Origin of the sequence: Halopenitus persicus (genome assembly GCF_002355635.1) — an archaeon.
Taxonomy (GTDB): Archaea; Halobacteriota; Halobacteria; order Halobacteriales; family Haloferacaceae; genus Halopenitus; species Halopenitus persicus_A.
Genome location: NZ_AP017558.1, coordinates 1,273,067 through 1,287,622, shown reverse-complemented (window position 1 = coordinate 1,287,622; position 14,556 = coordinate 1,273,067). Strand labels below are relative to the sequence as shown.

Genomic DNA, 14,556 nt, shown 5'->3' with positions numbered 1-14,556 from the left:
AACGTCCATCGCTGGACCGAAAGGGGACCGCCCTACTGTTCGCTCGCCTTTGCCAGGTCGTCGACGGAGAAGCCCTCCGCAAGCAGCGCATCCGTCTGGTCGCCGACGTATCGCTCCTCGCGCATCAGCTGTTTGTACGCCGACTGCGGCGCCAGATCGCCGATCAGGACCCCGCCGACGATCCGCCCGTCCTTAAGCGCGAGCTTGCGCCACTCGCCCTCGCCGGTCGTCGCCTCGATCGACTCGTCGCCGAGCGTCGGGTGGCCGAAGGAGAGGAACGGGAAGTCGAAGTGGGTGATCGAGTACGAGGAGACCCACCGAAACTCCTCGGTGCCGTAGTCGACCATGTTCTTCGCGGCGATCGTCCCCTGCTCCTTGGCCGACCCCCACGCGCCGTTCTGGGCGCGCTCGCCGAGGATGACGTCGTGGAACTCGGTGATGTCGCCGGCCGCGAAGACGTTGTCGACGTTCGTGCGCATGTACTCGTCGACGATGACGCCGGTATCCGTCTCGATCGGCGTCTCCTCGACGATCTCCGTGTTGAAGTTCAAGCCGATGGCCACCCCGGCGAAGTCACACTCGTAGCGCTCGCCGTTCGGATCCACGGCCGCCTCGACGTGGCCGTCGTCGTCTACCTCGAAGTGGTCGACGCCGGAATCGAAGACGGGCTCGACGCCGCGTTCCCGCATCGCCTCGTGCATCAGCTCGGCACCCTCCTCCGAGAGGGCGTACCGCCACCAGGCGTTCCCGCGCATCAGGTACTTCGCCTCGACGTCCTGCGCCCCGCAGATCGCCGCGAAGTCGATCCCGAGCAGCCCGGCTCCGACGATGACGCCGGCGTCGGCGTCCTCGACGCTTTCCTTGATCTGCCGGGCGTCCTGGAACGTCCAGAAGTGCTGGATGCCGTCGGCGTCGGCGTTCCCGACGGGAAGCTGTTGGGGAGTGCCGCCGATCGCCAACAGCAGCGAATCGTACTCGAGGGTCTCGCCCTCGTGGGTCGTCACCGCGTCGTTTTCGACGTCGATATCGACGACGAGGGTGTTGAGCCGAAGGTCGATGTCCCGTTCGGCGTACCACTCCTCGTCGTGGATCGAGATCGGCGCCTCGGGCAGTTTCCCCTTCGCGTACTCCTTGATGAGGATCCGGTTGTAGAGGGCCTCCCCCTCGTCGGTGATGACCGTGATATCGGCGTCAGGACGCTCCTCCCGGAGCGTCTCCGCGGCCGACGAGCCAGCGACCCCGTCGCCGACGATCACGTACGAGTCGGTCATAGCCCCGGCTTCGGCTTCGGGGTTAATGTCGGTTACCATTTGAATGAGGAATCGTGAGGATCCATCCCATATTGTGCGATCGTGGTGTCCTTTAGGGTGTTTCAGGGGCGCGGATGACGACTTTTCACCGTCCGATCGACGGCACGTTCGGCCTTCCACGCCACAGATTCAAGGTCGTACGTCCGCAATGAACGGTATGAAGATCAGCCAGAACGTCCGCCACTGGGCCGCCAAGAAGGCGCTCACCACGCCGGTGATCGGGGATGTGGCGCACGACAAGCTCGTCGACCTGCACACGACGATCTTCCTCAACAAGGCCGACGACGATCGCCGCGAGCAGCGGCGCGCGCACCTCGACGACTTCTTCGAGGCGACGATGGACGCGTACGTGGCCGCCCTCGAGGCGGGCTATCCCGAGGCGGAAGCTCGTGAGATCACCCACATCCAGGCGAACTTCGACTTCTTCAACCACGGCTGGACGGAGATGATGGAGATCCCCGGCGACGAACTCGAGCCTCACTACCGGCGCTACGAGGAGTTCTTCACCGATCACGGGATCACGATCGACGACCCACTCGGCGGGTTCCACCCCGCGGACGGGATCGCCGACGCCCCGCCAACCCTCGAGCGGCTCGAGGACCCCGAATACGAGAACGCCAAGGCCGGGTTCGCCGACGACGTCTACGTCGAGACCGAGGACGGCGAGACGATGCGGGGCGACCGCGGCGAGCCCGACGACGTCGACCCGACCGCGGCGCCGGGCCTCGACGAGGACGCGGCCGCCGACGACGGCACCTCGACGGCCTGAACGGTCCGGTCACGCGCTCACATCGACGCCGACTCCGTTTCGACTCGAACCAGCATCGTTTTTCCCGACGCCGCCGACATCCGCGTATGCTCATCACCGGCGGTACCCTGGCTGACGGCCGGGTTCGCGACGTCCGCGTGACCGGCGACGCGATCGCCGCGGTCGAACGCGACCTCGAGCCGGCGGCCGACGAACGGGTCATCGACGCGCACGGAAAACGCCTCCTTCCGGGTGCGATCGACGTCCACGTCCACTTCCGGGAGCCCGGCGGATCCCACAAGGAGACCTGGCGCACCGGCTCCCGGTCGGCGGCCGCGGGGGGCGTCACGACCGTGGTCGATCAGCCTAACACCGACCCGCCGACGGTCGACGGCGCGGCCTTCGACGCGAAGGCGCGACTGGCGGCCGACGCCTCGCTCGTCGACTACGGGATCAACGGCGGCGTGGTTCCCGACTGGGACCCCGACGCCCTGTTCGACCGCCCGCTGTTCGCCCTCGGGGAGGTCTTCCTCGCCGACTCGACCGGCGAGATGGGGATCGACCTCCCGCTGTTCGAGAACGCCCTCGACCGGGCCGCCGACGCCGGGGTTCCCGTGACCGTTCACGCGGAGGACGCGACCCTGTTCGACCGGGATGCCCTCGACGGCGATCTCGGCGGTCCCGGCCGCGAGGCGCGAAGCGACCGCTGGTCGGCGTTTCGGACGCCGGCTGCCGAGGCGGAAGCAGTCCGGCGAGCGGTCGACGCCGGCGAGCGTGCCGCGGGACAAGTCCATATCGCACACACCTCGACGCCGGAGGGCGTCGACGCGACGGACGGGACGGACGCGACCTGCGAGGTCACCCCGCACCACCTGTTCCTCTCGACGGACGACTGCGACCGGCTCGGGACGTTCGGGCGGATGAACCCCCCGCTTCGGGATCCGGACCGCCGGGATGCGCTCCTCGAGCGGCTTCGTGACGGACGGATCGACGTCGTCGCGACCGACCACGCGCCCCACACGGTCGCGGAGAAACGGCAGCCGCTCACGGCCGCGCCGAGCGGCGTTCCCGGCGTCGAGACGATGCTCCCGCTCCTGCTCGATGCGGTCCGGCGCGAGGAGCTCACGCTCGAACGCGTCCGTGAGGTCACGGCGGCCGCCCCGGCTTCGATCTTCGATCTCCCCCGGAAGGGTGCGATCGAGCCCGGTCGGGACGCCGACCTCGTCCTCGTCGACCTGGCGGACGACCGCGAGATCGAGGCGGCCGCGCTCCATTCCGCGTGCGGCTGGACCCCGTTCGAGGGTCGTTCGGGCGTCTTCCCGGAGCTGACGACGGTTCGCGGTCGGGTCGTCTACGAACGGGACCCGGAAACCGGCGCCGAGTCGTTCGGCGAGCCGCTCGGCGAATCGGTCCGATCGCGGTCCGCCCCCTGACTCCCGACACTATTTAATACCGCCGTCCAGTAGGTTCAGGCTGTAATGTCGGAAGTCTGCTCGACGTGCGGGCTGCCCCAGGAACTCTGCGTCTGCGAAGACGTCGCGAAGGAGTCCCAGCAGATCAGCATCCGCATCGACGAGCGAAGATACGGTAAGGAGGTAACGGTCATCGAAGGATTCGACCCCAAGGACGTCGATCTCGACTCGCTGTCGTCGGATCTCAAGTCCAAATTCGCCTGCGGCGGCACCGTCGAGGACGGGGCCATCGAGCTGCAGGGGAACCACTCCGGGCGCGTCGAGGAGTTCCTCAGCGAGAAGGGGTTCAACGTCGCGTGACCGTCACCTGACTCCCGCCGTCGAGCCGGTTTTTTCAGCGCGTTCGACCGCCAGCGATGCGTCGGTCGGGTCGCCAGTCACCCACGGATCGGTCGGTCGCCAACCCACGCGTCGGTGGCTCGACGGCCGTCAAACCGGTATAAAATGACTGATAGAAACGCCCGGGAGGAGCGGTCCCGGGCTCGGTGGTCCGGAGCGTGCGTGATCCCCTTATGCCTCGAGCGAGGTCTCGGACTCCGGATCGCTCTCGTCGGCTCCCGACTCCGCCTCGTCGAGGTCCTCGAGGGCGGACAACGCGGCCGCCTTGTAGGTCTCGGGGTCGCGGTCGTACTGCTCGTCGGCCATCCGGGCGTACTCGTTGCCCTCGTCGTCGAACCGGGCGACCCGTTCGAGGGTGCGCTCGGCCGCCTCGGCGACCCACCGGTCGCGGACGACGTCGTCGACGCGGGTTATCGACTCCGGCCGGACGGAGACGTTGATCGAGCCGTCGTCGGTCTCGTAGGTCCGCGGCTTGCCGACCACGGCGACGTACGCCGGCGGCTCGAGCTCCCGCAGCGTGTTCGCCGCCTCGGGCTGGTACTGCCCGGCGTAGACGAAGAACGTGCCGGTCGGATCGACGATCCGGCCGCGCCAGTACTCGTTGTCCTCGCCGACGTCGTCCTTCTCGGTCAGCGTCCCGACGAAGAACACGCGGTTGGCCGACTCGCCGGTCGGCAACAGCGAGTAGACGGGCGCGCGCTCGTCCTCGGACTCCTTGAACGTGTAGCCGGCGTCGTTGAACTCCGTGGCGAAGACGCGCCGGGCGACCTCTCGGGTCGGTGTGGATCCGCTCTGGCTCATGTTAGATCGACCTCGCGTTGATCAGCGCCTGCTCGACGTCCACCGGTCCGGGCTCCTCGAGCTCGTTGACGAGCACGTAGCGGCCCAGCGTCGGCCCGGTCACCCGGTAGTACCGCCCGAGGACGTCCTCCGCCATCCCGTCGGCGACGACGGTCGTGTCGAGCGCGTCCATCGCCTCCTGTTTGGCCTCCTCGAGGGTGACTCCCGTGAGGTCCTCGGTGGCCTCGCGATCGAAGATGACCTCGTGGACCTCGGTGCCGTCGTCGAGGACGGCCTTGATCCGGAGGTCGAACTCGCCCTCGACCTTGCCGTGTTCGCTGCAGCGGCCGTTCTGCAGGACGCGGGTGCAGTCCTCCTCGGGGCACCGCTTGATGAGCCCCGATCCCGACTGGACGTCGACGAGGGCGCCCTCGACCGTCACGGCGTTGTCGCCGACCTCGATGTCGGCGTCGATCGCCGTGATCGACGTGGTCCGGTTGAGTTTCACCGAGTAGCGACCCTCGTACTCGTCGCTGACGACGTTCGAGAGCTCGTACGCCTGGTCCTCCTCGAGCAGGGGGAGATCCGAGGTCTCGAAGGCGGTGAACTTGATCGTTCCCGACTCGTCGCCGAGCAGGCCGACCTGGGCGACCGCGTCGCTGCGGGGCTCCCACAGGTCGACGACGGTCACCCGCAGGTCGACCCACTGCTCGTCGTCGTCGATCTCGGCGACCTCGACGCGCTCGCTCCCGCCGCGGCCCAGCTCGTCGCGCTCGAGGCCGGCCTCCTCGAGGTAGCTGTTGGTGACGCTGCGTCGGGCCTCGTCGAGGGGGACCCGGTAGTCGGTGACGAGGGTGTCGAGCTTGGCCTCGATCTCGTCGACGTCGGGACTCGGGTCGAGGTGGTCCGAGAACTGTTCCGCTATCGCTTCCGCGTGGTCTCGTAGGTCCGTCATGGCTGTGTCGCCTCCGGCGTGTTTTCAATGGGAGGCGTACGCCCCTTGGGTCGGCATCCGGTAAAAGGTTCCGTGACCGCGGTGAAAGTGAACGAATCGGCGGTAGCGGCGCTCACTCGACCGATACACGTGGCCGCTCGATCGGAACGTCAGACCTCCGTCCGACGTACGCGGGCGCTGTTTCGGGTGGAGATGACGACGAACGTCGGGTCCGGTCGATCGGACCGCTTCGGCTCGGCGCCACAACGAAGGGTAGTTGACGATCGCCGCCCACCCGTCGGATATGCGAACAGCGCTCGTCGTGTTGGACGGCTGGGGACTCGGCGATCACGACCGGCTGAACGCCGTGGACGCCGCCGACACCCCGACGTTCGACGACGTCACGGCTCGCGGCGCGTTCGGGCGGTTGACCGTACACGGCCGTCGAGTCGGCCTTCCGGAGGGGCAGATGGGTAACTCCGAGGTTGGCCACCTCAACATCGGGGCAGGCCGCGTCGTCAAGCAGGCATACACGCGCATCTCCGACGCGATCGCGGCCGGCGAGCTCCCCGAGAACGACGCGATCCGGTCGGCGTTCTCGTACGCGCGCGAGCACGACGGTCGCGTTCACTTCCTCGGACTCGTCTCCGACGGCGGCGTGCACTCCGATATCGCGCACCTGCGGGCCCTGATCGATGCGGCCGCCGAGGCCGGCGTTCCCGCGAGCACCCACGCGTTCACCGACGGACGCGACACCGCGCCCGAGATCGCCGAGACCTTTTTGGCCGACCTCGCGGAGCACGCGGCGGCCGTCGGAACCGGCGCGGTCGCGACGGTGACCGGCCGGTATCACGCGATGGACCGGGACGAGAACTGGGACCGGACGCGGGCGGCCTACGACGCCATCGTGAACCGGGAGGCCCCCCACGCTGCCGCCTCCGGCGTCGAGGCGGTCGAGCGCGCGCACGACCGCGGGGAGACCGACGAGTTCATCGAGCCGACCGTGGTCGAGGGCGAACCGGCGCTGGCCGACGACGACGCCGTCGTCTTCTTCAACTTCCGGGCCGATCGCGCCAGACAGCTCGTCCGGCTGTTGACCGACACCTCGCCGACGTGGGAGTTCGAGCTCGACCAGCCCGAGATACGGCTGGTCACGATGACGGAATACGACGAGACGTTCGACTTTCCGGTCGCGTTTCCGCCGGAGATCCCCGAGGACACGCTCGGCGAGGTCGTCTCGGAGGCGGGCTGTACCCAGCTCCGGATCGCGGAGTCGGAGAAGTACGCCCACGTCACCTACTTTCTCAACGGCGGCCGGGAGGTCGAGTTCCCCGGTGAGATCCGGACGATCGTCGAGAGTCCGGACGTGGCGACCTACGACGAGCGGCCGGAGATGTCGGCCGCGGCCGTCACCGACGAGGCGATCTCGACCATCGCGGCCGACGACCCGGACCTGCTCGTGCTCAACTACGCCAACCCGGACATGGTCGGCCACACCGGCGACTTCGAGGCCGCGGTGGCCGCCGTCGAGGCGGTCGACGCACAGCTCTCCCGACTGCTCGAGGCGGTCGCGGACGCCGGCGGCCACGCGGTCGTCACCGCGGACCACGGCAACGCCGACGATATGGGGACCCCGGAGGAACCGCATACGGCACACACGTTCAATCCGGTTCCGTTCGTCCATCTCTCGCCGGCGGGCGACGATGGCGGTCGAGCGGTTCGCGAGGACGGATCGCTGTGTGACGTCGCGCCGACGGTCCTCGAGCTGATGGACCTCGACCAGCCCGCGGCGATGACCGGCGAGTCGCTGCTTGAGTGACCGGGTTCGGCTCAGCGGCCTCCTTACTCCGAGAAGTCGCGGCGCATCGCGATCTCGAACCAGGGACAGAGCCGGAGTTGGCGGTACCACTCCGGGTGTTCGTGGAGGTGGTCGTACTCCACCCACAGCATTCCCGCGATCTCCTCCTCGTCGGGATCGAGGCTGACGTCGTCGAGGGTGACCTTCAGGACCGCACAGACCTCCCACTCCAGGCCGGCGTTCTCGTAGTAGCGTTTGTACTCGAACTTGTCGGTCACCCGGAGGTCGTTGTACTGGTCCGGGCTGATCCCCAGTTCCTCCTCGAGGCGCTGCTCGGTCGCGTCCCGCTGGGACTGTCCCTCGACCGGGTGGGAGGCGACGGTGCCGTCCCAGTGGGTGTCCCACAGCCGCTTATTCGGGGCTCGCTGTGCCAACAGGATCCGCCCGTCGCCGTCGAAGACGAGACAGGTGAACGCTCGATGCCGGATCCCGTCGCCGGTGTGGGCCTCCAGCCGGTTGACGGGTCCCTGCGCGGTGTCGTCGGGATCGACGGCGATGACGTCCTGGTCGGCGTTCGCGTGCGTCTCGGCGGTCGCGTCCGTGGCCGCTCCCGAACCGCCGTCCGGTATCGGTCGACCGTCCGCGTTCGGTCGTTCGTCGACGTTCGATGATCCGTCGTCGACCGATCGCTCGGCGGCTGCGTCGTCTCCATTCATACGGAAGGAGACGGCGAGCCATCCTAATAAGAATTCGATCGATGCGGCCCTCCGGAAGTCGCGGGCGATCGGGTCGGATGGTTCGCGGCGTCCTAGCCGAGCCGTTCATCGAGGATGAGCCGCGTCTTCGTCGACTTCACGTCGTCCATCTCGCGGGCCTCGGTGATCAGCTCGTTGACCGCGCCGGTGTCGACGGCGTCGACGACGAGCACGATGTCGTCCTCGCCGGAGACCTGCCAGACGAAGTCCACCTCCTCCCAGTCGGCCATCCGCTCGCCGACCGCGCTCGTGTCGACGTTCACCTCGACGGAGATCTCGATCATCGCCTTCACGTTGCCGGTCCGGGTCGTCACGGTGAACCGTTCGATGACGCCCTCCTCGTTCATCCGCTCGACGCGGTTGCGGACGGTCCCCTCCGACGTTCCGACCCGGTCGGCGATCTCCGTGTACGGCGTTCTGGAGTCCCGTCGGAGGACGGAGAGGATCTGCCGGTCGAGCTCGTCCATACCGCGTCGAGGCCGGGCAGGCAGTTAGTGATTACGAATTTCGTAATTCATCTACGAACGACGCACTTATTACCGTAGCTCCGTACGTTTCTCGTAATGTCGGACGCCTACATCGCGCTGGCGGACGGTCGCGTGCTCGAGGCGCGTGCCCGTGCACCCGGGCGTACACGCGGTGAACTGGTCTTTACGACCGCCTACACCGGCTACGAGGAATCGCTGACCGATCCCTCCTACGCCGAGCAGGTGCTCACGTTCTCGTACCCCCTGATCGGCAATTACGGCGTCCGGTCCGAGCGGTTCGAGTCCGAGACCGTCCAGCCTCGGGCGGCGATCGCCCGCGAGTTCACCGACGACGTCGCCGAGTGGCTCGCCGGGGAGGACGTTCCGGCGATCGACCACCTCGACACGCGCGAGCTCGTCACCACCGTCCGCGAGGAGGGCGCGATGGCCTGCGGGATCGTCGCTGGCGAGGACGTCACGCCCGAGGACGCGATCGCGGAGATGGAGGCGTGCAAGCCGATGAGCGACCACGTCGACATCGGTGCGGGGGTCTCCGTCGACGAGCCGGAGTTCCACGCGGGCGACCCGGCCGGCGAGTCGGACGTCCGGATCGCGCTGCTCGACTGCGGCGCCAAGGGCTCGATCATCGAGTCGCTGAACGACCGCGGCGCGGACGTCCACGTGCTCCCGTACGACGCCACTCCCGCCGACGTCTCCGACGTCGACCCGGACGTGCTGTTCGTCTCGAACGGGCCGGGCGATCCGGAGAACTTCGTGGCCGCCAAGGCGGTCGTGGACGCCTTCGCCGGCGAGCTGCCGCTTGCGGGGATCTGTCTGGGCCAGCAGATCGTGGCGAGCGCCCTCGGCGGCGACACCGAGAAGATGACGTTCGGCCACCGCGGCGTCAACCAGCCCGTCAAGGACCTCCGGACCGACCGCGTCGTGATGACCACCCAGAACCACGGCTACACGGTCGCCGACCCGGGCCCGCTCGAGGTCACCCAGATCAACGTCAACGACGACACCGCCGAGGGGCTCGAGGACGACGAGCTCGGCATCCTCACGCGCCAGTACCACCCCGAGGCGAACCCCGGCCCGCACGACTCGCTCGACTTCTTCGACGACGTGCTCGCGCTGGCCGACTCGCCGACGGAGATCGCCGCGGACTGACGTCTCACGTTCGTTTTTCGTCGCTCCATCGCGGCGCTTTCACTTCACTCCCGCTTCTCGTGTTTTTCTCCACCTCGTCCGCGGAACTCGGCAGCCGCGCTACCGCAGCCAGGAGGCAACCCGCGCGATCCGGTGTGCACCCTGGACGGCCCCGACGCGGGCCGTCGACGCGGCAGTCACGGCGCCCCACCGTGCCGCGGCAGCGCTCCGTATCGCTCCGGTTCGCGCGTAGTATCCGGACTTCCGTGCGGCGGCGATCGTGTAGTGTCTGGCCGCCATCGGGACCGGTGCGCGCCGCCCCGCGACCGAGGTCGACCCCGCCCGGAGCGCGTCCAACACGTCCGCCGCGGTCACCGCGGTGATCGACTCGGCGTCCGGGATCGTCACCTCGGTGAACGCTCGGCCGACGTATTCCAGGGTGTGTGCGTCGCTGGCGGCCACCGCGGAGACGTCGTTCTCGGCCGCGAACCGGCGTGCCTTCCGGTTCCGGTAGCCGGTGAACAGCCAGGCGTTGAACACCTCGATGGCGTCGACGCTGCCGTACTCCGTCCCCACATCCTCCTTCCCGCCCGAGGCGGCCGTCCCGTCGATCGGGATGTACTTCCGGCGGACGCCGTGACGTGACCGCTGGAACGGATGCGGAACGATCGCCACCCCGCCGTGGTCGTGGATCCACGACACGGCCTCCGCGTAGGGTTCCCGATGGGGTGGCATGGAGTCGACGCCGATGGCCAACAGGTGACCGTGGGCCGTGGAGACCTCGACGCCGGGGATCCCGACGAGCCCGTACTCCGGGGCCAGCTCGGCCGCTCGAAGCGACTCACCCATCACGTCGTGGTCGGTGATCACGACCGCGTCGAGTCCGATGTCCGCCGCGTGCTCGAGGATCAACTCGACGGGCTCGTGGCCGTCATAGGAGTCCTCGGAGTGGACGTGCGGGTCGATCCGGAGGGTGAGGTTCTGATTCGACACGCCTCCGAGTACGAGGGTGAGATATATAAGCGCACGTGCCGACCGCCCCCGGCGATCCACGTCTCCCTTTCGGTGAGCAGGCTACCGCCCGACGATCCACGCTTCGGCGTCGGCGTGCTCCTCGCGCGTGTTGACGTTGCGGAACGTTCGTCCGGTCGTAACCCGCCTGATCTCGGGCTCGTCGACGACGACGTACTCGAGGTCGAACAGCGGCTCGACGATCTTTCGCTCGCCGGCCGCCAACGCCCGGTCGCAGGCCTCGGCCATCGGCCGCGCGCGGTACACCGCCTGCGTCGTCTGGAACCATTGGTCCTCGAGCCGGGGGACCGCGGCGTCGTGGTCGCGGCACCGATCCAGCAGGTGGGCGATCAGGTTCGGATCGACGAACGGCATGTCACAGGCGACCACGGCGGCGTACTCGCCCGTGGCGGCTCGGCAGCCGTCGCGGATGCCGGCCATCGGGCCGCGGTCCGGCTCCTCGTCCTCGGCGTAGGTCACCTCCAGTGGGTATCGCGCCATCGCATCCGCGATCCCCGCCCGCTGGTCCTCCCGACAGTTGATCACGAGCTCGTCGACGACCGATTCGCCGCTGCTCGCGCGCTCGCCGCCCGGATCGACCGGGTCGTCGGCTCCGGCGAGACGGTTCGCCACCCGTCGGACCATCGGCGTTCCCGCGAGCGGCGCGAGCGCCTTGTCCCGGTCGCCGAAGCGCGTCGATCGTCCGCCGGCGAGGATCACGCCCGTGCAGGTTCCAGCGTCGCTCGAATCCGCCATACCGATCGCTGCGTGTCCCGGCGGGAATACGCTGTCGACGCCGCGGCGGCGTCTCGGATGCACCGGGTCCCGTCCGTGTTCACGTCGCCGCCGTCCGCGTTCGTGCCGCCGGCCCTCGATCGACCGGATGGCATATACGTCGGGGTGCGCAAGTGAGACCACGATGACGGGGCGGACCCACGTGTTGCGGGCGGACCTCTCGGCGGGGACCATCGAGCGCGAGCGCGTCCCCGAGCGGTGGCGGCGCCGCTACCTCGGGGGCAAGGGGCTCGGCGCGCGCTATCTCTACTCGGAACTCGAGCCCGACGTTGACCCTCTCGGTCCGGCCAACGTGCTGGCGTTCTGCGTCGGCCCGCTGTCCGGGTCGCTGCCCGGCGAGCCGCGGTACGCCGCCGTGACGAAGTCGCCGCTGACCGGGTTCTTCCTCGACTCCTACGCCGGCGGGACGTTCGCGGAGCGGCTGGCCGGGTCGCTCGACGACTGCCTCGCGCTGCTCGTCACCGGCACGAGCGAGGAACCGGTCCGGATCGAACTCGAGAACGGCGAGGGCCGGATCGTTCCCTCGGGGCAGTGGGGAGCGGACACGGTCGAAGCCGCGGCGGCACACCCCGACGCGGCGGTCGCGTGCATCGGTCCCGCGGGCGAGGCCGCGGTCCGGTACGCGACGATCGCCTCCGACGCCGGCGAGCACCACGCCGGTCGCGGCGGCGCCGGCGCGGTGATGGGCGCGAAGGGCCTCAAGGCCGTGATCGCCCGGAATGCCCCCGCGGAGCCCCCGAGCGACGAGCTCGCTCGGCTTCGCGAGGAGTACGCCGAGCGATACGCCGACGCGGAGACCGGGCGCTGGCAGGCGGCCGGCGAGACGCTCGAGTCGATCGACTTCGCGGACGAGGTCGGCGCGCTCGCCACCGAGGGCTGGCGCAAGGGGACCTTCGAGGGGACCGACGCGGTCGGGGTCGACGCGGCCCGCGAGGCGTCGGTCGGCCGCGAAAACCCCGATGACCCGGTTCCCGGCGGGTTCCGGATCGAGACCGACGACGGCGAGACCGTGCCCCGCGGAGCCACCCAGATGACGCTTGGGGCCGGGCTCGGCGTCGACGACTTCGACGCGGTGGCCGCCCTCGGCGGCTGCTGTGACCGGCTCGGGATCGACGTCATCTCGGCCGGCAACGCCGTGGCGTGGCTCGTCCGCGCGAGCGAGCGCGGCGCCATCGACGCGTCGGTCGAGTTCGGCGATCCCGAGACGGCTACGGCGGTCATTCGCCGCCTCGCCGGGGTTTCAGGGACGACCTCGGAGACGGACCCCACGGGTGGGGCCGAGACGGGCTCGGAGACGGACCCGGCTGCCGACCCCGTTGCCGAACTCGACCCGACCGTGATCGAGACGCTCCGGCTCGGGGTCGACGCGGCCGCCGACCGGTTCGACGTCGACGGGATCCCGACGGTCAAATCGATGGAACTGCCGGCCTACGACCCCCGGGCGGCGGTCGGGATGGCGCTCGCGTATGCCACGAGCGACCGTGGGGGCTGCCACCGGCGGGCGCGCCCGATCGAGCGCGAGGTGTTCGGCGCGTGGAGCGACGCCGACCGGATCGAGGCGGTGATCGCGGCACAGAACGTGCGGTCGCTGTCGTGGAGCCTCGTCGCCGACGACTTCGCCGGCGAGACGCTCCGAGGCGAGGACGGCGTCGCGTTCCTCCGGGCGCTCTCGGATGCGACCGGTCTCTCGTACCCGACCACGGTCGCGGAGCTGGACGAAACCGGTGAACGCGTCTGGACGCTCGTCCGACTGTTCAACGCGCGGGAGGGGGCCGACCGGGCGGACGACGCGCTTCCGGACGTCCTCTCGGAGCCGATCGTCGACGGTCCCGCCGCCGGCAGCCGGATCGCTCCCGACGAGTTCGAGACGCTTCTGGACGGCTATTACCGCGCTCGCGGCTGGGGACGCGACGGGCTTCCGACGCGGGAGACGCTCGACCGGCTCGAACTCGCGGACGTTCGGGACTCCGACACCCCCGTCGGAACCCCCTTCGCGAACGCGTCCGAGTGAACCCTCGGTCACCGTCGGGAACGGTGAACGCTCAGACCCTGCCGACGCCATGTCAGGTGACGTCGGACGCCGCCCGTGCCGGGAACCGGGTCAGGCGCCGCCGACGACGGTGAAAAGCAGCAGGTTGTGCGCGCCGGGGCCGAGCCCGACGGCCGCGACGAAACCCAACAGAAGGTACCCCTCGGTCGGGTCGGCCTCGACGTAGTCGGCGAACAGGACGACGATCCCGCAGACGAGCGTCAGCTTCACGAGCACGAACAGCCAGCCCACGCCGAGCGTCTCAGCCGTCGGGAGCGCGGCGGCGCCGTCCATGATCAGCTGTGAGAGCGGGGTCCGTTCGCCGAACCCCAGGACGTCGACGCCGACGGCGGTCGAGACGGCGTCGAGCGCGTGACCGAGGACGGCCAGCATCCCGACGCTCCCGGTCACCGAAGCGCGGGGCGCGATCCGGACGAGCCCGGCCCACGCGAGGGCACCGACGACGATCGAGACGACGAGCGCGATCGCCGGCCACCGGGGCGTCAGGGATCCAGCGCCCGCCCCGACGGCAAGCGTCGTCGCGATCACCGGCACCAGCGCGAGCACGCCAACCGCGGCGATCGCCGTGGGAGCTCGATCCGGGGCATCCGTCTCCGCGTCGACGTCGTCAGCGGCGAGCGAGGCGGCCGCCGCGTCGACCGCGAGCCACGTCGCACCCGCCATCGCGGCGACCGAGAGGTAGACCGCCGGCGTGCCGGCCAGGGGACGCACGACGGGCGGCAACCCGCCCATCACGTACAGCACGTGCAGACACGACCCGACGGCCATCCAGGGCGCGAACGCGACCACGTGTCGCTCGCTCACCGTCGGTCGCCGGCGGGCGATTCCCGCGGCGACGAGCGCGACGGCGACGAGCAGTCCGACGAGATGCGGGAGCGGGGGAAGCCCGAATCCCTCGGGGAGAAGCACCATACCTCGCCACCGGCGCGGCGATCGGAAAGCGTTTCG

The 14,556-nt window shown here is 69.4% G+C and carries 14 protein-coding genes; 6 read left to right on the top strand and 8 right to left on the bottom strand.

What is annotated here, in order from left to right; translation table 11 throughout:
• Nucleotides 1-32: 32 nt before the first annotated feature.
• A complete protein-coding gene (locus CPZ00_RS06225; RefSeq protein WP_096390110.1) occupies nucleotides 33-1,271 on the bottom strand; it encodes an NAD(P)/FAD-dependent oxidoreductase in 1,239 nt (412 codons plus the stop codon).
• A gap of 196 nt (nucleotides 1,272-1,467) precedes the next feature.
• Here CPZ00_RS06225 and CPZ00_RS06220 point away from each other — a divergent pair, with 196 nt between their 5' ends.
• From CPZ00_RS06220 to yciH, 3 genes are all read left to right on the top strand, one after another.
• Complete coding sequence (locus CPZ00_RS06220; RefSeq protein WP_096390109.1) at nucleotides 1,468-2,079, top strand: DUF6149 family protein; 612 nt, start codon at nucleotides 1,468-1,470, stop codon at nucleotides 2,077-2,079.
• An 86-nt stretch (nucleotides 2,080-2,165) separates the two neighbouring features.
• Entirely contained in the window at nucleotides 2,166-3,491 is a 1,326-nt protein-coding gene (locus tag CPZ00_RS06215) for a dihydroorotase (protein WP_096390108.1), read from the top strand.
• 45 nt (nucleotides 3,492-3,536) lie between these two features.
• A complete protein-coding gene (gene yciH / locus CPZ00_RS06210) occupies nucleotides 3,537-3,830 on the top strand; it encodes a stress response translation initiation inhibitor YciH (RefSeq protein WP_021073263.1) in 294 nt (97 codons plus the stop codon).
• Nucleotides 3,831-4,040: 210 nt separating this feature from the next.
• On the opposite strand, the gene CPZ00_RS06205 is transcribed toward yciH, so the two are convergent.
• Complete coding sequence (locus CPZ00_RS06205; RefSeq protein ID WP_096390107.1) at nucleotides 4,041-4,670, bottom strand: RPA family protein; 630 nt, start codon at nucleotides 4,668-4,670, stop codon at nucleotides 4,041-4,043.
• 1 nt (nucleotide 4,671) lies between these two features.
• A complete protein-coding gene (locus CPZ00_RS06200; RefSeq protein WP_096390106.1) occupies nucleotides 4,672-5,604 on the bottom strand; it encodes a replication factor A in 933 nt (310 codons plus the stop codon).
• 283 nt (nucleotides 5,605-5,887) lie between these two features.
• On the opposite strand from CPZ00_RS06200, the gene gpmI reads away from it, so the two are divergent.
• Nucleotides 5,888-7,402, top strand: a complete 1,515-nt coding sequence (gpmI, locus tag CPZ00_RS06195; protein WP_096390105.1) for a 2,3-bisphosphoglycerate-independent phosphoglycerate mutase — start codon at nucleotides 5,888-5,890, stop codon at nucleotides 7,400-7,402.
• 23 nt (nucleotides 7,403-7,425) lie between these two features.
• Here gpmI and CPZ00_RS06190 read toward each other — a convergent pair whose 3' ends face one another.
• Both CPZ00_RS06190 and CPZ00_RS06185 read right to left on the bottom strand, forming a co-directional pair.
• Nucleotides 7,426-8,097: an NUDIX hydrolase gene (locus tag CPZ00_RS06190; protein ID WP_096390104.1), complete on the bottom strand. Its 672-nt coding sequence runs from the start codon at nucleotides 8,095-8,097 to the stop codon at nucleotides 7,426-7,428.
• A 92-nt stretch (nucleotides 8,098-8,189) separates the two neighbouring features.
• Complete coding sequence (locus CPZ00_RS06185) at nucleotides 8,190-8,603, bottom strand: Lrp/AsnC family transcriptional regulator (RefSeq protein WP_096390103.1); 414 nt, start codon at nucleotides 8,601-8,603, stop codon at nucleotides 8,190-8,192.
• Nucleotides 8,604-8,699: 96 nt separating this feature from the next.
• Here CPZ00_RS06185 and carA point away from each other — a divergent pair, with 96 nt between their 5' ends.
• Entirely contained in the window at nucleotides 8,700-9,773 is a 1,074-nt protein-coding gene (carA, locus tag CPZ00_RS06180; protein WP_096390102.1) for a glutamine-hydrolyzing carbamoyl-phosphate synthase small subunit, read from the top strand.
• A gap of 99 nt (nucleotides 9,774-9,872) precedes the next feature.
• Here the strand turns inward: carA and CPZ00_RS06175 are convergent, their stop codons facing one another.
• A complete protein-coding gene (locus CPZ00_RS06175; protein WP_096390101.1) occupies nucleotides 9,873-10,745 on the bottom strand; it encodes a CehA/McbA family metallohydrolase in 873 nt (290 codons plus the stop codon).
• Between the two features lie 81 nt (nucleotides 10,746-10,826).
• Nucleotides 10,827-11,519, bottom strand: coding sequence for a molybdenum cofactor guanylyltransferase (locus CPZ00_RS06170; RefSeq protein WP_096391617.1), 693 nt, complete (start codon nucleotides 11,517-11,519; stop codon nucleotides 10,827-10,829).
• 163 nt (nucleotides 11,520-11,682) lie between these two features.
• Between CPZ00_RS06170 and CPZ00_RS06165 the strand changes: the two genes are divergently transcribed.
• The gene (locus CPZ00_RS06165; RefSeq protein ID WP_096390100.1) at nucleotides 11,683-13,569 is read left to right on the top strand and encodes an aldehyde ferredoxin oxidoreductase family protein; all 1,887 of its coding nucleotides are present in this window, start codon (nucleotides 11,683-11,685) and stop codon (nucleotides 13,567-13,569) included.
• Between the two features lie 90 nt (nucleotides 13,570-13,659).
• On the opposite strand, the gene CPZ00_RS06160 is transcribed toward CPZ00_RS06165, so the two are convergent.
• Nucleotides 13,660-14,520, bottom strand: a complete 861-nt coding sequence (locus tag CPZ00_RS06160; RefSeq protein WP_096390099.1) for a DUF63 family protein — start codon at nucleotides 14,518-14,520, stop codon at nucleotides 13,660-13,662.
• Between the last annotated feature and the right edge of the window lie 36 nt (nucleotides 14,521-14,556).